Raw genomic sequence first — 19473 nt, 5'->3', positions numbered from 1 at the left:
TCCGCCTCGCAGATGCCGTATCCCTGCCGGTGGGTGCCGGGGAACGTGGTCACGTATTCCACGAACCACATCCCCCGCTCCATGAAGCGCCGGGTGACTGTCTGCGTGCCGACAATCGCCTCGCCGTCCTCGTCCGTGCCGACGTACGGCATCGACTTCGTCCATACGCTGCCCACCGGCGGGTCGGTGTCACCCTGCTCGGCCACGTCTTTCCTCTCTCGCCGGGCCGATCACGAACCCACCGGCGTTATCCGCGCGGTTCGCAGCGCCCGCGCCACGTCCGACGCTTCGCGCATCAGCGCCACCAGGATTTCTTCCGAGGTCAGCTCGGGACACGCCTTGGCGTACTCGGCGAGCGCACGCATGACCCGGTCAGCAGCCTCCGACACCCGCACATCGGACGCGCGGCGCGCCGCGGTGCTGCGCATAACGGCGGCTTCGGCTGCGGACCGGGTGCTGGCCTCGGGACTGGTGATCAGCATGGAGGCCGGCACGTCGAGGCTCGCGGCCAGCGTCCGACGGAGTTCCTCGTCCGTCTCGGTCGGTTCAGGCATGGCCGGTCACCGAGGCACGCCAGCACGCCGGACGCTGTCCTCGATGGCGTGCAGCGCCACGACGGCGTCCTCGTCGGTCAGGTCGGGGTACTCGTCCGACGCTGCCCGTAGTGCCTCGGCGATCCGCACGGCCGCTGCGGCGACCCGGTCGGATATGCCGTACCGATCGGCCATCGCGGTGACCAGCTCTCCGCGGTCGACGTACTGCGGCGCCGCGGGATGCGGGTCATCGACGATGACCCAGCCGGAGTCCAGCCCGCGGGCCAGCACCGCCGCGAGCGGCAGCGTCGCGGCGTACGCCGCAGCCTCCCGGGCGATCTCAGGGCCGGCCAGTGCCGCAGCGAGCCCGGGGGAATTTTCAGCGAACCCGGCGGGAAGTTTCACCCCCGGCTCGCTGGTGCTGCTCTGCCGTTCTTGATCTGCTCCCGTAGACCTGTCCATATATGACACCTTAACTAGACAGGTCTGCCCGAGGGCGGCCCGGCGCGCCCGGCCGTGCGGATGCTGCGACTTGTCGCAGGTCGGGGCCGTTTTCGCCGAGGTGAGGTGGGGGCCACACGAGTTGATCTTGACTCGTTCGAGTCGGTGGCCGGGTCTACCCTCTCGACGTGGGCCGGTGTCGCTCGCCCACGATGCTGTGACGTCCCGGAACCTCGAAAGGCTTCTCATGTCCGACAAACCCGAAACCGCGTTCTGGCTCGACTGGGAGTACGACCAGCGGTCGTCCAGCGGCGGCCCGTCCCGCTACGCCAACTACCTCCGGCAGGACGACGCCAAGTTCGCTGATATCGCCGACGACGGTCCGGCCGCGTTCGCTCGGCTGGCCTGGCGGATCGCCACCACGCCTGTCATGGTGCCACCGCTGGTACACAGTCACCCCCGGGTGATCGACGTCAAGCTGTCTCACAGCGAGTGGAATAGTGAGCTGATCGCCGACGTGCGCCTGGTCTCGTCTCGCCCGCAGGAGCTGCGGCGCGATGTCCCTACCGCGGGTGCGATCGGTGCCTGGTGGCGTGGTTATCGGCGCGACGCTTGGGGCGAGTTCGAGGGTCTTGGGGACTCGGATCTGAGCCGGGGGTCGTACATGCTGACCGAGGTTCGGATGCTCTGGCAGCTCCCCGGCGACACCCTGGCGGAGGTCCAGCGGGATCCGATCGGGAAGGGCGACCGGTTCGACCAGGCGGTCAAGTGCGTTGAGTCGCTGGTGTCGGCGCTCAACCGGGAGGTCTGGCCGGTCGTCGCCCGGCTCGATCAGGAGTGACGGTGGAAGAGTCGATGAGCAGCGACGCCCAGCCCAGCAGCTCGGCGGCCGAGACGGGGCGGGCACCGCAAGCGACCGGTGAGGCCGAGACGGGCAAGTTGTGCGCGTCCTGCGGCGGGGCCGGGACGGTGCTGGCGTGGCGCCCGTCCGAGCGTGCGTCGTCGCCGCTGACCCAGGCGAAGTGGTGGCCAACTCGGCCGGTGTACGAGGCCAAGCTGACGTGTCCGCGGTGTGGGTGCCTGTCGTACGGCTGGCTGATCGCCGCCGAGCCGCAAGACCTGACCGGTGAGTTCCTTATCGCTACCCTTGCCGAGCTGAGTCCCTGGTGAGCTGGGCGAGCGGTGTGCCGGGGCGGCGTCTGGTGGCTGACTGGTTGGCGGAGACTCTCGGCACCATCCAGACCCACGATCAGGGCGAGCCCATGGCGATGCGCCTGATCGACGCGAGGGAACCGGCCGACGGCCCGCTGGCACCGGCGTACGTGGTGGTGACCGACGGGCCGATCGAGGAGGTCCGGCCCGGGGACACCGTCCAGGTCGGGATGGTGCCGGTGGGCGGCGGCATCGTGTGGGAGGCGGGAACGGTGGCAGAGGTGGACGGCGACCGGGGCGAGTTGGTGGACCCCCAGGCGTGGGATTGCGAGGCGTACGGCCCGGAGGGCACGAAGATCGGCGCGCTGTGCTTCGTCGCCGGCGACGAGGGCAAGCGGGTGTGCCGAACGGTCGGCGAGTGCAGCGACCAGGTGGGCAGCGGGCGGCGGCAGGCGTTCCGGCGGGTCAACGAGTTGGCCGCTGCCGGCAGGCCGGATTTCGAGGACCTGGCGGATGCGTTCCCCACCCCGGATCACATGCTCGGCGGATTCGAGGGCCGGGCGCCGGCGGAGGCGCCAGGGCAGGACGAGGCGACGCGGTGAACGGTGCGGAGCTGGCCGCCCGGGTCGCCGCGCTCCCTGCGCCGGAGGTCTTCCTGGACCGGATCCAGCGGCGAGAGCGGGCCCGGGCGGGCTTCCTCGATCGTGTCGGCCGGTGGGTGGCCGAGCAGGGCGGGCTGATGCGGTTGCCGGCTGACCGGGCGGTGGTCATCGCGTTCGGGGTGCCGTGTGAGAACTGCGACCTGGTGGTGACCGAGGACGGGCAGGGTGGCCATCGGGTCGAGTTCGGTGCCAGCGCCGGTGAGCTGCTCGGGGCGTCGATCGTGACGCGGTGTGGGCCCCGGGCCGGTGCCTCGCAGTAGCGAGGACAGGAGCGCCCATGCTTGATCACCGGCCCGGGTGCCGGCCACCCTACCTTCAAGATCCGAACGGGCCCCACGCCGGGCGTTGCCTGGTGTGGGGCCCGTCGGGCTTGTACGGCGGGGGCCAATGTCCGCCGGGGTGGTTCGCCGATCCCGGTCAGGCGGTGAGGTGGGGTCGCGTCGCTGGTAGCCGTCCAGCCGCCGGACCCCGAAGCGAACGGTTGTCCCCAACGCTGCGGGCGGAACCCGTCAGGACGCGACCCTGGGGGCAGTGTAGGTCAGCGGGTCAGGCCTTCTTGGCATCTGGTAGCGCGGCGAGGAGGGATGGTCGGCCCGGTGCGACCGCGCGGACCTCGTCCCAGTTGATGTCGGCGGCCGCGAGCTGGGCGTCCAGGTCGCCGGCTCTGAACATCGGCACCATGCCGGCCGCCCGGCGCGGCTGGTACGGGGTGAGGCCCCAGAACACCGGGGCCAGGCGGCCTGCTCGGATCAGGTGGTCGAGGTCGGAGCGGCGGATCTGCATGTACGCGGCGGCCTGGTCCCGGTTGTGGAGGCGGCCGTCCTTGATGGCTGAGGTCAGCGCGGCCTGGTCGGTGAACTTCTCGATGGCGCGGCCGTCGAACAGGTCGGACCCTTTGTACGTACCGGCTTTCGGGATCAGCCCGGTGCGGGCGAGTTCGTGCAGGACGTACGGCTCGACCTCCAGGGCGAATTTCTCGGCCAGGATGTCGGCCGCTCGGTGCGCACCGATGTCTGGGATCGAACCGACCTCTGCCATGACCGTGTCGAGGCGGGCCAGGACTTCGGCGACCGCACGGGCCGACCAGCGGTCACCCGGGGCGTCCGGGCCGGGGATCAGCTCGGCGCGGCGGGCTCGCTCGAACTGCCAGACGGTCATCGTCAGCGCTTCGAGGATCTGGACCGGTCCGTAGTCGTCGCGGGTCAGTCGGGCGAGGGCGCTCTCCACCGGGTCTTTGAGCACCGACGGTGGGCTCTGCGTGCGCGCCCACGCGATGAGGGGCTCGACGTCGCTGGCGTTGCTCATGGCGGCCGCCAGGTAGTCGTCCCAGTCGTCCGGGTTGTGTTCCGGGTTGGGGATCTGCCCGATCATGATTCCGCCGTGGACTCCGCTGACGCAGAAGGGGTCGATCAGGGCGGCCCAGCCGAGGTACCGGTCGGCGTCTTCCCTGTCGCCGGCCGCGAAGGCGTCGAACGAGTCGCCGAACAGGCGCAGCACCGCGGCGGTCCGGGTGGCTTGGTCGACGTCGGGCGCGGCCGGGTCCACTGCGGGCGGTGCGACGAGTTGGGCGATCGCCCTGGCTGCCTCGGTGTAGCTCTCGCCGGTTCTCCTCATGCGCTCACGGATGACCCGCTTGCGGGCGGCGTCCTTGACCATGACGGTTCCTTGTCAGCAGGGTGGGCCCACGCTTCACCCTGCGAAAGGTCGTCATCGGCAGGCGGTGTCGCGTACGCGATCCGATGGACCTTGTCCTCGTCGCCGGCGGTGCGCGGCGTGGGCGCGCGGTGCTGGCTCGGAAGCGGGCCGGCGTAGCGGCCACCGCCCACGATACCGGCCGCCGGGTGACAGCAGAAAGGCCCCGCCGGGCTGGCGGGGCCTTTCTGCTGTGCTGGAGTGCGCGAACTGGGTTGAGAGCCTGGTGGCGATTGTATGCGGGCGGCGGCCCGTGATCCGTTGCGGCGCGCCGGGTGCTGGTCAGTCGTCGCCGTGGTTCCAGGAGTGCTGGGCGATGATCAGGCCGACGGCGTGATCGTGGTCGGCTCCGGACCAGGCGATGAGGTTGAGGGTGGTTCCGGGCTCGCAGCGGGTGCCTCTGAGTGCCTGGAAGACGCGTAGGGCAGCCTCGACGCCATCCAGGGCGGAGACCATGGTGGAGAACTGGCCGGGTTGTCCGGCCTGGTGGATGCGGATCTCGTACTCGACGGGCGTGGTGACGCCGGGGAACTGCGGCTGCTGAATGCGGGGCGGCTCGGCCCTGGTGGGCGAATCGGTCCGGGCGGCGGTGTCGGTCATGCCGGCGATCCTCCCACCGGGGCCTTCCTGGTGGGCTGCTGGTGGCGGGCCTTCAGCGCCTCGGTGAGTAGCTCGCGGACGACCGCGGCGCGCGGTTTGCCGGTCTGGGTGGCTTCGCTGTCGAGGAGGGCCAGCAGCTCGTCGCCGAGAGGGGTGACCGGGAGGTTACCGCCGATGGCGGGGCGGCCGGGGCCCTTCTCGGGCTCCAGGTCGCCGAAGTATTTCGCAGCGATGTCGTCGCTGCCGTTGATCATCAGCCACTCGAGGGCCTTCTCGTCGGTCACGTAGGAGATCACGGCCTCGTGCCCCTGGAACCGCGACCAGTGGTCGAGGACCCACCGGCCGCCCTGGGTGCGGATCAGCCGCTCGTGGCCGTACGGGCCGAGGTTGTGGACGCTGACGTTGTTGCTGCCGTCCCAGCGGGTGCCCTCGTCCACGATCTCGACGGCGGCGTCGAGGTCGAACCAGCAGTCGTACTGGCGCTGGCCGTTGTCATCGATGCGGAACACGTTGACGCGGTCCATTGGGGGTTGCTCTCCCTGGTCAGGCGGTGACGGTGGTGGGGCGGTCGATCAGGGGCAGCAACTCGCGCACAGCCGCGGCGTCGCCGGCGTCGCCGGCGCGGTCGGCGTTACCCAGCAGCGCGTGGACGGACGCCCGGGCGCCCTGGAGCGCCCAGTGCGCCTCGATCAGCCGGACGGCGGCGACCTGGGCGCGCTGCCCGGCGGTGAGCCGGGGGGCGGTGAGGCTGCGGACCTGAGCGGCGATCTGGGTGGCGTACGTGGACCAGTCGTAGGCGTCGGCGCTGCGGTCGTCACGCAGGGCGGCGTCGCGATGGCCGGTCCAGGAACGGATCAGCTTCTCAGCGCCACCCCACACCCGCAGCTCGTCGTCGCTGAGGTGGTCGACGGTGACGGGCGGTGCCGCGGCGATGCGGGTCTCCACCGGGATCCGCGGCGGCGGCGGGAGGGTGCCGGCGGTGGCGATCTCGACATGCTCGACGGACAGCTCCGGGCCGTGGGGGCCTTCGACGGCGTGGACGGCGGGGTGCGTCCAGAGCAGGTCGTACCAAACCTCACTGGTCGCCGGGTTGCTGGCGCCCAGGGCGGTGGAGCGGGGGCGGATGGTGAGGGACGCCCGGTTGCGGTCGCCCGCGTTGAACAGCTCGGGGGTGACGGCGCGCAGCGCGTCGCCGAGCAGGACGGTGGGGGTGCTCTCCCCGCCGGGGGCGATCCGGAGCATGCCGGGGCTCACGGGCGCGGGTACGCCGGCGGCGGCCGCGGGCTCGGCCGGCGCCGAGATGGCCGGGGCGGCGGGCTCGGCCGGGGTGGTCATGTACGCGTGGATGTCGTCGCGGACCTGCAACGCCCAACCGCTGTCGTCGCCGTCGATGCGCCAGTCGTCGACCTCGGTGAGGGTGCCGCCGCGCACCTGGTAGAGGGTGACGTTGTGCCATTCGAGGCGGCCGGACGCGCGGCGATCCTCCATGTAGGACATGACCCAGGCACCCTCCTCCAGCTCGACGGTGGTGCCGTGGTCCTTGAATGCGCCCTTGAAGGCGAACCCGTTGGACTCGGTGAGGTCGACCGCGGTGAGGAGCTTCATCCATATTTTGTTGCGCCGGGCGGCGCTGTTGCTGAGTCCGTGCTCCGGGAGGGTGATGACGTGGCGGTCGGGCATGGCAGACACTCCAGTCAGCGCTAGGTTTTCGATATCGAAAACCCTAACACGACTCAGCGCGAATAAGCCATATCGAAAATCCGGGCGAGTCTCCGATGGCCGGCTCCGGCCCAGCTCACGGGCACCCCGGAGGCGCCTCAGCTTGCCGGACCGCGCCCGCGCTGCTGCTCGAGCCGTCCGTCCCGCCGGCCCAGCTCGTAGACCTCGTTGAGGTCGGTCGGCAGGCGAGTGACGTTGTCCACCGGCTCAACCTCGGGCACCTGCGCGAGGGGTGCCGTCACGGTGTCGACGGGATCCGGAGCGGGCGCGCTGGCGAACGCCGGCGCTTCTGCCGGCCGGCGCCGGCGGCGCACCAGGAGCAGAGCCAGTACCGCGATGACGGCCACGGCCACGGCCCCGGCCAGGAGGTAGGACGCGTACGACGTCGAGGTAGGTGCCGCGGTCGAGTCGGCGACCGGGTCCGGAGTGGAGGGCTGCCCGGGCGGCCGCGTACCCGTCGGGGCGCCTCGCTCCCCGGAGGGGGGCACGCCACCACCGGGGACCACTGCTGGTGCCCCTGACCCGGCTGGTGACCCGATCGGCGCGGCGCTGCCCGCGGACGTCGGGGTGGGTGCGGACGTCGGAGTGGGTGCCGTCGAGGCGTGCGCGCCAGCAGACGGCGTCGGGCCCAGGGTCGGAACGTCGGCCGGGCTGGTATTCGGGGCGGGGGGCGCACTGGGCGAGCTACCGCCTCCGCCGACGAGTCCCTCGACGACGTCGCCGACGCCGTCGAGGATGCCGCCGACTAGGCCGCCAGAGGGGCCGGTCGGGGACGGGGACGGCGCGGGCGCCAGGGCGAGGGTCAACGCGAGCGCAACGACGGCAGACATGGGATCACCTCGGCGGGGTCGGGTGTCAGGCACCGTACCGGATGGGCAGGGCGCCCTGCCGGGATCGGGCGGGATCCTCGGCCGCGGGCGGCACGATGGCCATGGGGACCTGGTGGCAGACGCGGCGGCCGCCACCGTTCGGGCCGGACCGGCCGCACACCCACATGCGCCCTTCGGTCTCCCCCGGCTCGAGCGGCCAGTGCAGCGACGCGACGGTCACCTGGGCCAGTTCGGCGATCAGGCGGACCTGCCAGCGTTGCGGGACGGCCTCGCCCAGCTCCCACGCGTCCACGTCGCCGTCGGGGTTGCCCTCGTACGTGCCGACCTGCAGGTCAACCTCGGGCCCGTAGAGCCCGCGTGCGTCCAGGGCGATGGTGATCCGGCCCGGGACGACCGGAGCGCCGATCGGCACCCCGTCCTCGTCCAGGTGCGGCTGCTCGGTCGTCACGGGCGCTCGCCGCGGTCGCGCTGCTCGATCAGCTTGGCGGCTAGGCGGTCCGGCTCGGCGATCGTCGTCTGCGTCTGGGTAGGGCTACGGCCGGCGCGCCGGTCGGCGATGGCGTCGGCGATGGCGCTGGTGGCTGCGGTGATGGCGTCGCGGATGATGCCGGCTTTCAGTCGTGCGGCTTTCATCGGTCCCCCCGGGTCGTTGGATCACGAAGTTACCTCTGATTCCCGTCAAGCGTATCGCCATTGTCGGGTAATGGCACTACACGTCGTTGTCGTCTACTTCTCCGGCGCGTAGCCTGAGCGGGTTGGGGTGGGCGTGGACGCGCCATCCCACCGAGACGGAAGGGACCACCGATGGACGCGAGAGGCTGGGCGTTGCTGGCTGTCGGCGGGTTCGCCGGGGCGTGCGTCGTCCTGGTGTCCGGTGCCGTCCGAGACGCGCTGGTCGACCTGGTTGACCAGGTGGTCGGCTGGTGGTGGGACGTGGTGGACGCGCTCCGCCTGGCCCTACTCTGGGCATGCATGCTCATCGTGACCGCTCTGGCACTGTGGGCGGTCGTCGCGTTGCTGCTTCCCCGTCTCGCCGAGAAGTGACCGCGGGCGCCGCGGTGGCGCCCGGGCTACCCGTGAGGAGAAACGACGTGCGACTCCCCCACATCCATCCGGACGACCGAGCTGCCACGGCCTTCCAGGCAGTCGCCGCGGTGGCGCTCTGCACCTGGACGGGCTGGACGACATACCTGGCCGCACCGCGGCTGGTCCCTGACCGGCCGGGCTGGGCGTACCTGGTCCTGTCCCTCGCGTTCGCCGTGGTGGCCGGTCTGGCGGTGCTGGGCGCGGTGATGGGCGCCCGGATCGTCGGAGAGCAGACCGCGTGGCGGACGATTGCCACGCACCGAGAGGCGCAGGAACGGCACCTGGCCGAGCAACCCGCCGACGTGGTCGCGCTCGTCGGGGCAGCCACCCTGGCACCAGAGAAGGCCGATGAGCTGGCCAAGGAAAGGGTCGACCGGGAATTCGCGACCGTCGGCGCCGGTAATGCTGGTGCCCTGGGCGCGACGCTCGAGAACCTGCCCGACAGCGTTGCGGTGACCGCACCCGTCAGCCCGGGGCCGGGCACACCAGCGACGGTTACCGAGGACGACCCGCGGTGGCTTCCGGCGGTGCGCCGGCTGGCGGCCGCGCTGGACGCCACCTGGCGGCCCGTGGACCTCACGATGTCGGGCCGGGGCGTGTTCGAGCTGGCCGAGCTGGGCCGACAGGTGCCCGAGCTGGACGAGGACACCGTGACCGATTTCGTCGGCGACTACGTCATGGTCAAGGCCGGGAAACAGTCGCTGTCCGGGCGGGACTGGCAGGGTGCGCTCACTACCGCCGGGTCGAGGTGGGCGGGCGGCGAGGAGTGGGTGGCGGCGTTCTGCCGGCTGGCCGAGTCGCTGATCGGTGAGATCCGCCCGAACGACGGCACGCTCTCGGGCCGCGGCTTCCGGGCGCTCACCGACATCATGGTCGGACTGCACCCGGAGCTACCCAGCTTCGCGGTGTACGCGTTCGTCCGGGACTACATCAACGTCCGCTCCGGCGGCCGGGAGCACGAGAACTGGCACAAGATGCTGGCCGGGCTGCCGTGGGACGCGCGGGGGGCGCTGGTCCTGGACATGGTCCGGGCGTCCGGCGATGCAGGGCTGTCCGGCACGGAGTTGCTCGAGCGGGTCGACCGGTTGGGTGCCTCCGAAACGGCCGGGCTGGGCTGGGTACGGACGACCGTGCAGGCGCTGTACGCCCTCGGGGAGTTGGAGAACGTCGATGGCCGGCACCGAATCAGGGCGCCGCAGCAGCCGGCCACGCAGGCGGTAGGCCCAGCGACCAGCGTGGCTGATCCCCGGTGGGCGCCGGCGGTACGCCGGGCGATGGGTGTCTTGGCTGCCGAGATCCGCCCTGACGACGGGCACCTGGCGAGCCGCGGCAAATCGCAGGTCACCAACGCGGTGGTCGCCCGGGTGCCGGAGCTGGGCCGCGGCGAGGTGGAGGCGCTGGTGGGCGACTACATGGAGGTCCGGGCGGGGTACGTGCCGCGGTCGGGTCGGGCGTGGGGTGAGGCGCTGGCCACGCTGCCGACGACGATCTGGCGACTACTGGTCATCGACCTCATCGTCTCCAGGGGAGGCGACTGGATCAGCGCCACCGCGGTCGCGCAGCGGCTCGACCGGATGCCCATTGGCGGCCGCACTGACCTCGGCGCCCTGGACGCGCTGCTCGATGAGCTGGTCGAGGAGGGTCTGCTGGTCCAGGAGGGCGACCTGTATCGGCATCTGGGCCAGGGTGGCCGTCAGGCCGGCTAACTGGTCCACCCATACGTAACGGCCCGCCCCTGGTCAGGGGCGGGCCGTTGTGCGTGGTGGACCAGGACGGGGTCAGGTCGTCCGAAGTGGTCCAGGTGCTTGGCGTCCCCGCGTACGCAGGGAATGGCGCAGACCTCGGCAAGGCATGGTTCACCCCCGCCAGCGCGGGGAAGCGGTGCATCCGTTGTGGGGACGGGTCGACCATAGCTGGCGGCAGTGGACTAGAACAGGGTGGCGTCGCGGACGGCGGCGACGGCAGCGAGGTACGCCGCGGCGTCGGCGGCCGCGGTGGCCTTGGCGGCCTCGATCGTGGCAGCGGAGTGGACGAATCCGGCCTGGCCGGTCAGGGCGAGCCACCGGTTGCGGGTCTCGGTGGCGTAGCGATCGGCGGTGGCCGGGCGGGCGGCGCCGGCGATGATCCGGCGGGCGCAGTCGACCGCGCTGATGCCGTTGGCGCCGGTGGTCCAGTCGCGGTTCGTGTGCTCGTGGCCGCACTCGACCAGCACGGCGCGGCCGCGGCGCACCAGGCCGATGAACCGGCGGTCGCCGGCGCGGCGCGACCCGGGCCGGGCCTGCTGGGCGCGGGCCGCGTTGCGGGCGGCCGCTGCCGCGGCGAGCGCGGCGGTCTCGGCGTCTTCGCGGGCCTGGTTGGCGGCCTGGTCGGCGAGGACCTCGGGGCTGGTCCAGAAGTCGTCATCGAACATCGCGCGGGGGTCCTCTCCGGTCGCTGTCGGCGGGTCAGATCAGGGAGTCGCCGTGCAGGGTCGGGTCGAGGACGATCGGCTTGGGCGCCTTGCGGGCCTTGGGGGCTCGCATGGCGAGGTAGTCCGGGCGGAACAGGGAGAGCTGCACGTCGGCGGGGATGCTCGGCGCGGCCGGGGCGGCCGGGGCGGCGATCGGGGTGGCGGTGCCGAAGATGTCGAGCTGATCCATCGTGGTCTCCCTGCGTCTCGGGGGCGGGTGTCCGGCCCGCCCAACAACCCATACGTTACACGACGAAAAAATAGACCGCAACATGTCCGGTCGTGGATGCAAAACGGACCCCGTGCGTGTGCACGGGGCCCGAGGTCAGAGCGGTTGTCAGGTCAGGAGTACAGCCCTTCCGGGGCCTTCATCTCAAGCAGCTTGATCTCCACCTCGCGCAGCCTGGCGGCGTACCACACGCCGCGCCGGCGCGACGCGAAGCGGATCTCATTGCGCAGCCAGATGCGGGCGCCGGTCAGGTGCCCGAGAGCTGCCCGCCAGTCACGGTCGTCGTCCAGGTCGAGGCGCTTGACCCGGCGCATGGCGTCGCGCAGCGTCCGCCGGTCCACCACGGCCATCACGGAGCGCGGGTCGCGGACCCGGTGCTCGCGCCACCGGTCCCACCCGACCATGACTCCCATGGCCAGCACCCAGAGGCCGATCGCGGCCAGCCCAGCCCACCAGTTCATGTCGCATCTCCTCGTCTCGGGGGGTGGGTGTCCAGCCCACCCAGCACCCGGGACGCTATACGCCGGGAAAGTAGGCCGCAATCCCATGAGGCGCGATTGTGCGCGTGGCGGTTGAGACGGACCGGCCCGCCTCGTGTGGGGACGAGGCGGGCCGGGGCTCCGGTGGGAAGCGGTCAGGCGGCCGCGAGTACGGCGTAGGCGTTCGGGTCGAGGTCGCTGCCGGTGAGCTGCTTACGCAGGCTCTGGATCGCCCGGTACTGCAGCGACTTCACCGCGGCGACGGGCTTGCCGAGCGCGGCCGCGGTGTCCTCGAGGGACCACCCGAGCCAGAACCGGCACCGCAGCACTCGGTGCTGGTCGTCGGTGAGCTGCTCGGCGTAGCTCCATACCCTGCGGGCCTCGCTGCGCTCCTCGTAGCGTGTCTCGGCGGCGGGGGCGTCCAGGGGGGCACCGGTGATGCTGAACGCCGTGCGGTACGTGTCCAGGTCGGCGGGGGTGCCCACCAGAGTCAGGACGTGGCGTTTGCGGCTGCGGTGGTGGTCAACGACGCGCCGCTGGGCGATGGTGCGGAGCCAGGCGATTGGGCTGCTGGCGACGCGGCGCAGGGTCCGGAGTCCGGACCACGCTCCGAGGTAGACCTCGGCGGTGATCTGCTCGGCCAGGTCCCGGTCGCCGGGCAGTCGGCGGTTGATGTAGCCGAAGACGGCGGAGACGGTGGCGTCGAAGAACCGGGTGAACGCGTGGGAGTCGCCGGCGCGGGCCTGGTCGACCAGGTCCCACAGCTCGTCGTCGCTGACAGGGGTGGTGGGCTGTGTCGTCGGGTGCGCGGTGAAGCGGGCGCGGTTGAGCGACGGGGGCATAGTGCACCTCCAGAGGTAAAACGGTCGAGCGCTGCACCTCCCATAGTGCACGTTGCAGGCCGGTTACGCGTGCCTGCGAACGGTTTAGGCCCGCTCGGCCGTACGGGTTGCCCGTTTCGTCTTTACCGGCGGGTGGGTCGGCGGGTCAGCCTCGGGGAGCTTGTCTTCGTTGGCCTGGTGGCCTTCTAGGTGCTCGCGCAGCTCGGCCTGGTACGCGCGTTGGCCGGCGGTGTCGGCGGGGCCACCCGACCAGCGGTGCGAGTGGTCGGAGTGGTGGTAGCGGGTGTCACCGGGCCGGATGTGGCCCACGGGTCCACAACACGAAACGCTCGAACAGCTCCGCAGAGGGGGTGGCCGGCATCTCGGGCAGGGCGGCCTCCAGCAGCACCGCCATGTAAATCGACAAATTGACCCACTCGCCGCGGTACGCCTCGGCCAGTCGGTCGCGCGCCGGCTGACACGGCCAGGGGGCCTCACAGTCCGCGCAGGCCCACACGGACGACGGCCGGTGCGGGTTGCCGTCGAGGCGACGATCGAGGGCCTGCACGGCTTTTTCCGCGAGGGCTGGCCGGGCAACGCGAGGGCCAGTCATTCGTTGGCCAGTCATTCGTTGATCCCCGCTTCGGGGTGCTTGGTGCGCTCACGTTGGCCGCGGGTGAGCATCGACCGGCCTGGCGGCAGGAGGTCGGTCGATTTGGGCACCTGGGCGCGGCCGATGATCCGCTGGGGGGCGGCCTGGGCGTCGCCGGTGCCGTCGTCCAGCGGCGGCCGGCGCTCCGGTACGGGCTCGTTATCGGTGTGCTTGCCTCGGAAGAACCGGCTCATGTGCGACACCTCCCGGTTGCCGGGAAGCGGGTGCGGCGGTCGGCGCTCGTCCACACGCAGCCGCCGCACCCTGCCCCGGGGTAGGGCCACGGTCCCCGTGCGGCACGGGGGGTCCTCACGGAGTCCGCGGCCCCATTTAGGGGCGCGGCCACACGGAATGGTGCTTAGGGCTTCGCATGGCCGCGCCGTCTCGGGGTGGCCGTCAGCGATCAAATCCGCCGCCGTCGGTCACTCATTGCAGGCTATGGGTGCGGTGGACGTCACACAACGATTCGAGTAGCTTGGCTATACGGTCAATTTTGGACTGTACGAGAGGGCCAAGTGAGATGACTGCCACGTTATCCCTCAAAGACCAGGTCATCGATCAACTCCGCGACGAGATCCGCAGCGGCAGGTACGCGCCCGGCGATCGGCTGCCCACAGAGGAACGGCTGATGGCGGAGCACGGGGTGTCCCGGGGCACGGTCCGGGTGGCATACCGTGCGCTGGCGGCCGAAGGGCTGGCGGTGTCGCAGGGCACCCGCGGGCACTACGTGCGCCGGGTCCGGACGTGGGATCCGCTGGTGTTGTCGATGTCTCGTCCGGAGCGGAATCTGAACACCGATGACGACGGGCCGCACGACGTCGCGGCGCAGTGCGTCCGCGATCAGGGGCGCGTACCGTCGGAGCTGATCCGCACGGAGATCGTACTTGCCGACGAACGCGCCCAGCGGGCCCTGCAGCTCCCCGGGCCAGAGCCACTGCTGGTGCGTCGCCGGATCCGGTACGTGGACGGTGAGCCGTTCTCGACGGCCGACTCGTTTTACCTGCGCCAGCACGTCGCAGGTTCGCCGGTGGAGCTGCCCGAGCAGGTCCGCCCGGGTGTCTACGCCGTGTATGCCGAGCGCGGCCTACCCTGGGTCCGGACGGAGGACTACGTCGGCTCACGAATGCCGACGAAGGACGAGACGCGGGAGCTGCGCATCCCGGCCGGGGTGCCCGTGCTCGAGGTAATCCGGGTGTCCTACGCCGACGACCCCACGTCCGACACCAACCACAAGCTGCCGGTCAGGATGACCGCGTACATCCTGCCGGCTGACAGGTACCGAGCGCTGTTCGAGCACGAAGGAGAGTCCCGATGAAGACCACTACTCTGCTGGGCGTCCTCAAGACCGAGGGCCTGGAGAACCACGGCCCGACCGGGTCGCAGCCGGTAACCCTGGTGCGGCCGGAGAACCGGCCGCTACGCAACGACGGGATCCGGAACCACTGGCTGCAGGCCGGCTTCGACTACCAGCTCAAGCACAACGGCACCGGCTGGCAGGTCACCTCCCCGGACTGGACGGGCGACTGGACCGGGCACGTCTACTACCTGGTCGAGCCGCAGTACCTGCGGCATGTGGCGTCGCTGCCGGCCGCCGACGGGTCCGTCATCGACCTGGTGCCGGGCGAGGTGTACGAGCTGCGCGAGACGCAGCCTGGAGGCGCGTGGGGCCTGTTCGGGTCCTGACCGCAGCCGGATGCAACGAGGGGCCCCACCGAATTGGTGGGGCCCCTCGTGTGTGGGTGGCGTGCTGTGCGTTGAGCAGGGGTCGCCACCGAAGCCACCCCTGAGCGCCGGCTGACGTCCTCTCAGCGGCGGCCACGCCGCCGGCTGCGTCGGGTGCGTCGGCGCTGCAGGGCCACGTTGACGCGGCCGCGGGTGGCCTGCCGGGCGAGCTGGGCGAGGAGGATCAGCACGGCGGCGCCGGCGACGCCGTCCGCAGTGGCGGACAGCCCGTCACGCCACCCGTCGGTGGTGTCGGCCAGCAGCCACGTCAGCGGCGACGAGACGAGCATCCACACCAGGGCCAGGTGGCCGGCGCGGCGCCGCCAGTCGGCGACGTGCCGCGGCAGGATGCGCCGGCGGCGGTTCACCGCCGCGGCGTTGCCCTCGTTGTGCTCGACGTTGTGCACGGGCGCCTCGGCCTGGATCATCCGCCGCTCACCGGTGCGGGCGCCCTCGATGACCGTGCCGCGCGCCGGATACCCGGTAGGGCTCGGCCGGTGCACCTGTACGGTTTCGCCGCGGAGTTGGCGCACCAGGGGGAACGGGTCGAGCAGTTCCCCGGGCCGGGCGGGCCGCACGCCTTCGTCCTGGCGGGGGTCGACGACCAGGACCAGGTGGCCGTCGTCGTCGAGGACGGCGTCGTGCAGGGTCGGCCAGCGGATGTCGTCGTCGCGCTCGGCGTACGACACATCCCGCGCCCAGACGAACGTGTCGCTCTCCTCCGCCCAGCGGACGAACCCGGCCCGGCTGGTAATGCCGACGTACAGCAGCCGGCAGTCCGGGCCCCACGCCCAGTCGCGGAACCGCGCCCACCAGCCGGCCTCGTTGGGCAGGGCACCCCACAGCCGGTACGGGGCGTACCCCTCGATGGGCATCTCCGGCATCGGCCGGCGCACGGAGCGGGGCCGCCCGTCGGTGGGCCCGGGGCGGGGTTGCGGCGGGGCCGTCACCGCGGCGGGGCGATCGGCTGGACGTACACCCTGACCGCTGCCGGGGCGTACTGATCGGGTTTAGCGATCCGACCGGTGCGCGACCGGTACCAGTAGTCCGGGGGGCCGGCTACCCGGTAGCGGACCGGACCGAGAATGGCGTGCTCCAGCGTCACCGTGGAGCCCTCACTGGGGGTGTTCTGCGCGCGGACGACAGTGCCGATCGTCTCGCCGGTACCGGCGAGGACGAACTCGAGGTCGTGCACCGGGGGTGGCCTCTCTCTACTGCGCCGGGCGGGTCGGCGCGTGGTCGCGGTGGTAGTAGCGGCCGTACTTGCCGGCCGGCTGCACGATCAGCCTTTCATCCATGGCCTTGCGCAGCGGTCCGTAGATGTCGTTGCGGGCCGCCCATGCCCGGTCGCCCATCTCCTCGATGATCAGGCTGGGCTTGGTGCCAGTGGCGCCGGCCCGCTCGATGATCTGGATCATGAGGTCGTAGCGGGACAGCTCCTCGACGCTGTCGTCGGCGAGCTGGGCCGGCTCGGGAGCGTCCCCGAGGCTCTCGAGGTACCGGGCGAACCCGGCGTCGAGGTCGGCGAGGGGCACGGAGTCGTCCGCGGCCGCGGCGGCGAGGGTCGGGTCCACTGTGCCGGAGCGGTGGGCCTGCTCGCCGGCGTCACCGCGGTCGCGGCGGCGGGTGTAGTACCGGTTGCCGGTGGGCTGGTCGCCGGCGGCCGGCGGGTCGACCGGGTCGGGTACGGCGTGGAGGTGACCGCGCTGAGTCGGCGCCGGCGCGGTGGCCGGTGCGGCCGGGCGGGTCGCGGTGGCCACCCCACCGGCCCAGGGCGTCGTCGCCGGCGACGCCGGGATGCCGCCCAGGTGCTCGCCGTCGCTGGGGTCCTCGTCGGTCCAGTCGTCGGCCAGCCCGTCGGTGAACAGGTGCGCGGCGCGGGCCAGGGACCAGCGTTCCGCGGCGGCGCCGTCCGGGCCTACCCCGTAGCCGCACTCCCCCGGGCCGGTGATGTTGCCGTGCTTGTCGCGGGGCGCGGTGAGGTACAGCAGGGCGTCATCGATCGCCTTCTGCTGGATCAGGGGCAGGTCGGCGGGGTACATGGCGTGCGCGATCGCGGCCCGTTCGATCCGGGCGACCATGTCGGCGCCGTCGCCGTAGTAGTACGTCTTCCCGGCCAGGTGGTTCGGGTCGTCGCCGTTCTCGATCAGGCATGCGCCGCGGGTGCGCTTGTGCTTGAGCTTGCGCAGCTTCCGGGCGTTGATGTTGTCGGATTGGAAGACACTGTTCGCGTCGCCGGCGTTGGTCACACCGAGCCCGATCCGCATCTCACACTGAGATTTGAGGTCGCCACCGCCAACCATCGTGACCGTGGCGCGCTGGCTGAACAGCACGAAGTCGACGCATTCGCTGCGGCCGAGCTGGATGCACAGGGTCAGGATCCGGGCCATCTGGGTCGAGGTCGGGTTGCGCCAGTCGGTCGACTTGGTCGGCCCGGACTGCTTGCCGACCAGGGCGGCGATCTCGTCGCACAGGACCAGCACGGCGGGGTTGGTCTCGGACGGCTCGAGCTTGCTGCCGCCCTGGGACGCGTTGCCACGCCAGTCGATCAGGGCCTTGGCCGCGTGGAGCATCAGCGACGCCTCGGCCCGGGTGGTGGCCACCCAGTCGAAGATCGGCCGCTTCACCTTGCCGTCCAGCCACGCCGCCATCCAGGGCTTGACCGCGCGGCCACCCTTGAGGTCGATGCCCCACAGGCACACGTCAACACACCTGCTCAGGGCGTGGATGATGACGTGGAACAGGTTGGTCTTACCGCGGCCTCTGACGCCGATGACCAGGGCCGAGATTTCGCGGAACTTGAGGACCATCGGCTTGCCGTCCATGAACGTGCCGATGCGGAACGCCTCGGTGATCGTGGTCGGTTCGTGGTCCTCGGGCATGTGCAGGGTCTGGGAGAGGATGTCGGCGACATCGACGTGGATCCAGCACCGGTCGGCCAGCTCCCGGCCGTGCTCCGGGTGGATGGCGACGTCGACCTCGAGGCAGTCCTTGAGCATGCCCAGGTTCCGCTCGAGTGCCTCGAGCTTGATGTCGACGGCCTTCATGCCGGTCTTGCCGTGAGCGGGGAACAGCACCAGGATCGCGTAACCCGCCGGGGTGTTGACCTTCTTGCCGAACCGGCAGCCGTCGAGCCCGACCGAGCGGAAAGCGCGGTTCCAATCGCGGGCTTCCGGGTCGAGAACCTCGACCGGCATCGGCGGCCGCGGCTGCGGTGCGCCGGTCTTGTCCACGGGCGGCGGGGCGAACGCGGCGGCCCAGTCCAGCTCGTGCTGGTCCTGCTCGAAGCGGACCCTCCGATAGCCGAGCAGGGCGCCGGCGAAGCCGGCGGCCGCCAGGGCGAGCATGGGCACGTTGTACGGAGAGGTCCCGGCGACACCGGCGAGGTACGTGCCGGCGACGATGGGCCCGGCCGTGAAGTACGCCCGGGCCCAGTCGCTGAACTTCTCGCCGGCGGTGGCCATCAGCCCAGCCGCGCCGGCGAGCAGACCGAGCCCCGCCGCGGCGGTGCCGACGACACCGCCGGGCGGGATGGCCAGCGCCAGGTTGCCAATCTCGGGTAGCCGCAGCGGGTCGATCACGCCGTTGGTGAGCGCGTGCTCGATCAGCGTGCCGGTCAGGAGGGTGCCGCCCGCAGCGAACGTCGGGTGCCAGAACATCTCGTCGCGCCACCCGTCGTCGGCCGGGTCGGCGTGGCCACCGGTACCCAACCAGGTGGCGGGGAGCTTCCGCTCACGCTGGGCGCGCACCATGTCCCGGGCGACCCGGCGGGTCGCCTGGCGGGTGCTGATGCCGGTGCCGGACATGATCGGTCCTCCCCTTTGTCGTGATGCTCGCTGCGGGCGGCTGGTTGGTCAGTTGGTGACGTTGAACAGCTCGGCGTGCGAGACGTCGCCGTTGGCGCGCCGCAGGTCGTGGTCGTTGTCCTCGTTGGTCGCCCACGCCTCGTACACCTCGCCGGCGTCGCCGGCCATGGCGCGCAGTCCGCCGGAGAACTCCTGGAGCTGATCGGCGACAACCGCGGCGACCGGGCTCTCTCCCCCGCCGAGCGTGGGCACGAGGTCATCGAGCACCCCGGCGAAGGCGTTGAGGAAGCCGCTGATGCTGGCGATGAACGTGTCGGTGTCGGCTACGCCGGTCCCGTCGTCGGGGATCGACCAGGTGGCAATGTTGTCGTGGAGTGCCTCGGCGGCTGCCTCCCAGGCGGCGTGCTTGATCTCGCCGTCGTCGCCAACTCCAGCGCTCATGGTGGCGTTACTCCCTCTCGTGGGTGGGGTGATCGTCTGTCGGGTCGGTCGGGTCGGGGTCGGCCCGGTGGTCGCGGCCGGGGGTTGGAACGGCCGGGTGAGATAGCCCGGTGGGGTGGGCGCCTTCACGGTTGCCCGCGGGTGCGGGCTGGGTCGGCG

At 71.4% G+C, this 19473-nt stretch carries 29 protein-coding genes; 8 read left to right on the top strand and 21 right to left on the bottom strand.

What is annotated here, in order from left to right; translation table 11 throughout:
- The 3 genes from AB0A95_RS33930 to AB0A95_RS33920 form a co-directional block, all read right to left on the bottom strand.
- Positions 1-206 (bottom strand): hypothetical protein (locus AB0A95_RS33930; RefSeq protein ID WP_357559853.1); only part of this gene is annotated, 206 nt, incomplete at its 3' end.
- A gap of 24 nt (positions 207-230) precedes the next feature.
- A complete protein-coding gene (locus tag AB0A95_RS33925) occupies positions 231-554 on the bottom strand; it encodes a hypothetical protein (RefSeq protein ID WP_357559852.1) in 324 nt (107 codons plus the stop codon).
- Positions 555-560: 6 nt separating this feature from the next.
- A complete protein-coding gene (locus tag AB0A95_RS33920) occupies positions 561-995 on the bottom strand; it encodes a hypothetical protein (protein WP_357559851.1) in 435 nt (144 codons plus the stop codon).
- A 226-nt stretch (positions 996-1221) separates the two neighbouring features.
- Between AB0A95_RS33920 and AB0A95_RS33915 the strand changes: the two genes are divergently transcribed.
- The 4 genes from AB0A95_RS33915 to AB0A95_RS33900 are packed head-to-tail and all read left to right on the top strand — an operon-like array spanning position 1222 to position 3048.
- Positions 1222-1815: a hypothetical protein gene (locus tag AB0A95_RS33915; RefSeq protein WP_357559850.1), complete on the top strand. Its 594-nt coding sequence runs from the start codon at positions 1222-1224 to the stop codon at positions 1813-1815.
- Between the two features lie 14 nt (positions 1816-1829).
- On the top strand, positions 1830-2144 hold the full coding sequence (locus AB0A95_RS33910; RefSeq protein ID WP_357559849.1) for a hypothetical protein: 315 nt from the start codon (positions 1830-1832) through the stop codon (positions 2142-2144).
- Entirely contained in the window at positions 2141-2728 is a 588-nt protein-coding gene (locus AB0A95_RS33905; RefSeq protein ID WP_357559848.1) for a hypothetical protein, read from the top strand. Before AB0A95_RS33910 ends, AB0A95_RS33905 begins: the two co-directional genes overlap by 4 nt.
- Positions 2725-3048 (top strand): hypothetical protein, encoded by a 324-nt coding sequence (locus AB0A95_RS33900; RefSeq protein WP_357559847.1) that lies wholly within the window; start codon positions 2725-2727, stop codon positions 3046-3048. Before AB0A95_RS33905 ends, AB0A95_RS33900 begins: the two co-directional genes overlap by 4 nt.
- 286 nt (positions 3049-3334) lie before the next feature.
- Here AB0A95_RS33900 and AB0A95_RS33895 read toward each other — a convergent pair whose 3' ends face one another.
- From AB0A95_RS33895 to AB0A95_RS33865, 7 genes are all read right to left on the bottom strand, one after another.
- Positions 3335-4444: a hypothetical protein gene (locus tag AB0A95_RS33895; protein ID WP_357559846.1), complete on the bottom strand. Its 1110-nt coding sequence runs from the start codon at positions 4442-4444 to the stop codon at positions 3335-3337.
- 318 nt (positions 4445-4762) lie between these two features.
- Positions 4763-5080: a hypothetical protein gene (locus tag AB0A95_RS33890; protein WP_357559845.1), complete on the bottom strand. Its 318-nt coding sequence runs from the start codon at positions 5078-5080 to the stop codon at positions 4763-4765.
- The gene (locus AB0A95_RS33885) at positions 5077-5604 is read right to left on the bottom strand and encodes a CopG family transcriptional regulator (RefSeq protein WP_357559844.1); all 528 of its coding nucleotides are present in this window, start codon (positions 5602-5604) and stop codon (positions 5077-5079) included. The genes AB0A95_RS33890 and AB0A95_RS33885 overlap by 4 nt, the downstream gene beginning before the upstream one ends.
- A 19-nt stretch (positions 5605-5623) precedes the next feature.
- Complete coding sequence (locus AB0A95_RS33880) at positions 5624-6760, bottom strand: hypothetical protein (RefSeq protein WP_357559843.1); 1137 nt, start codon at positions 6758-6760, stop codon at positions 5624-5626.
- 137 nt (positions 6761-6897) lie between these two features.
- A complete protein-coding gene (locus AB0A95_RS33875; RefSeq protein ID WP_357559842.1) occupies positions 6898-7629 on the bottom strand; it encodes a hypothetical protein in 732 nt (243 codons plus the stop codon).
- 25 nt (positions 7630-7654) lie between these two features.
- Positions 7655-8077, bottom strand: a complete 423-nt coding sequence (locus AB0A95_RS33870; protein WP_357559841.1) for a hypothetical protein — start codon at positions 8075-8077, stop codon at positions 7655-7657.
- Positions 8074-8262 (bottom strand): hypothetical protein, encoded by a 189-nt coding sequence (locus AB0A95_RS33865; protein WP_357559840.1) that lies wholly within the window; start codon positions 8260-8262, stop codon positions 8074-8076. The genes AB0A95_RS33870 and AB0A95_RS33865 overlap by 4 nt, the downstream gene beginning before the upstream one ends.
- A 171-nt stretch (positions 8263-8433) precedes the next feature.
- Here AB0A95_RS33865 and AB0A95_RS33860 point away from each other — a divergent pair, with 171 nt between their 5' ends.
- Positions 8434-8673, top strand: a complete 240-nt coding sequence (locus AB0A95_RS33860; RefSeq protein WP_357559839.1) for a hypothetical protein — start codon at positions 8434-8436, stop codon at positions 8671-8673.
- A 47-nt stretch (positions 8674-8720) separates the two neighbouring features.
- The gene (locus AB0A95_RS33855) at positions 8721-10421 is read left to right on the top strand and encodes a hypothetical protein (RefSeq protein WP_357559838.1); all 1701 of its coding nucleotides are present in this window, start codon (positions 8721-8723) and stop codon (positions 10419-10421) included.
- Positions 10422-10642: 221 nt separating this feature from the next.
- On the opposite strand, the gene AB0A95_RS33850 is transcribed toward AB0A95_RS33855, so the two are convergent.
- From AB0A95_RS33850 to AB0A95_RS33820, 7 genes are all read right to left on the bottom strand, one after another.
- Positions 10643-11125 carry a hypothetical protein gene (locus tag AB0A95_RS33850; RefSeq protein WP_357559837.1) on the bottom strand — a complete coding sequence of 161 codons (483 nt, stop codon included), beginning with the start codon at positions 11123-11125 and terminating at the stop codon, positions 10643-10645.
- A gap of 34 nt (positions 11126-11159) precedes the next feature.
- Positions 11160-11354 carry a hypothetical protein gene (locus tag AB0A95_RS33845; RefSeq protein WP_357559836.1) on the bottom strand — a complete coding sequence of 65 codons (195 nt, stop codon included), beginning with the start codon at positions 11352-11354 and terminating at the stop codon, positions 11160-11162.
- A gap of 152 nt (positions 11355-11506) precedes the next feature.
- Positions 11507-11854, bottom strand: coding sequence for a hypothetical protein (locus AB0A95_RS33840; protein WP_357559835.1), 348 nt, complete (start codon positions 11852-11854; stop codon positions 11507-11509).
- Between the two features lie 173 nt (positions 11855-12027).
- On the bottom strand, positions 12028-12714 hold the full coding sequence (locus AB0A95_RS33835; RefSeq protein ID WP_357559834.1) for an RNA polymerase sigma factor: 687 nt from the start codon (positions 12712-12714) through the stop codon (positions 12028-12030).
- Between the two features lie 84 nt (positions 12715-12798).
- Positions 12799-13023 (bottom strand): hypothetical protein, encoded by a 225-nt coding sequence (locus tag AB0A95_RS33830; RefSeq protein ID WP_357559833.1) that lies wholly within the window; start codon positions 13021-13023, stop codon positions 12799-12801.
- Positions 13001-13261 carry a hypothetical protein gene (locus AB0A95_RS33825; RefSeq protein ID WP_357559832.1) on the bottom strand — a complete coding sequence of 87 codons (261 nt, stop codon included), beginning with the start codon at positions 13259-13261 and terminating at the stop codon, positions 13001-13003. The genes AB0A95_RS33830 and AB0A95_RS33825 overlap by 23 nt, the downstream gene beginning before the upstream one ends.
- A 56-nt stretch (positions 13262-13317) precedes the next feature.
- A complete protein-coding gene (locus AB0A95_RS33820) occupies positions 13318-13539 on the bottom strand; it encodes a hypothetical protein (RefSeq protein ID WP_357559831.1) in 222 nt (73 codons plus the stop codon).
- Between the two features lie 326 nt (positions 13540-13865).
- On the opposite strand from AB0A95_RS33820, the gene AB0A95_RS33815 reads away from it, so the two are divergent.
- Positions 13866-14660: a GntR family transcriptional regulator gene (locus AB0A95_RS33815; RefSeq protein WP_357559830.1), complete on the top strand. Its 795-nt coding sequence runs from the start codon at positions 13866-13868 to the stop codon at positions 14658-14660.
- Entirely contained in the window at positions 14657-15028 is a 372-nt protein-coding gene (locus AB0A95_RS33810) for a hypothetical protein (protein WP_357559829.1), read from the top strand. The genes AB0A95_RS33815 and AB0A95_RS33810 overlap by 4 nt, the downstream gene beginning before the upstream one ends.
- Positions 15029-15150: 122 nt before the next feature.
- On the opposite strand, the gene AB0A95_RS33805 is transcribed toward AB0A95_RS33810, so the two are convergent.
- The 4 genes from AB0A95_RS33805 to AB0A95_RS33790 all read right to left on the bottom strand — a co-directional run bounded on the left by AB0A95_RS33805 (position 15151) and on the right by AB0A95_RS33790 (position 19314).
- Complete coding sequence (locus tag AB0A95_RS33805) at positions 15151-15942, bottom strand: hypothetical protein (RefSeq protein WP_357559828.1); 792 nt, start codon at positions 15940-15942, stop codon at positions 15151-15153.
- A 71-nt stretch (positions 15943-16013) separates the two neighbouring features.
- Positions 16014-16262, bottom strand: coding sequence for a hypothetical protein (locus tag AB0A95_RS33800; protein ID WP_357559827.1), 249 nt, complete (start codon positions 16260-16262; stop codon positions 16014-16016).
- Between the two features lie 16 nt (positions 16263-16278).
- A complete protein-coding gene (locus tag AB0A95_RS33795) occupies positions 16279-18873 on the bottom strand; it encodes a hypothetical protein (RefSeq protein WP_357559826.1) in 2595 nt (864 codons plus the stop codon).
- Positions 18874-18921: 48 nt separating this feature from the next.
- Positions 18922-19314, bottom strand: a complete 393-nt coding sequence (locus AB0A95_RS33790) for a hypothetical protein (protein ID WP_357559825.1) — start codon at positions 19312-19314, stop codon at positions 18922-18924.
- Positions 19315-19473 lie beyond the last annotated feature (159 nt).

This window comes from Micromonospora sp. NPDC049230 (assembly GCF_040647875.1).
Classification (GTDB): domain Bacteria; phylum Actinomycetota; class Actinomycetes; order Mycobacteriales; family Micromonosporaceae; genus Micromonospora.
The sequence above is the reverse complement of the archived record's forward strand: the minus strand, read 5'-3'. Positions and strand labels throughout refer to the sequence as shown.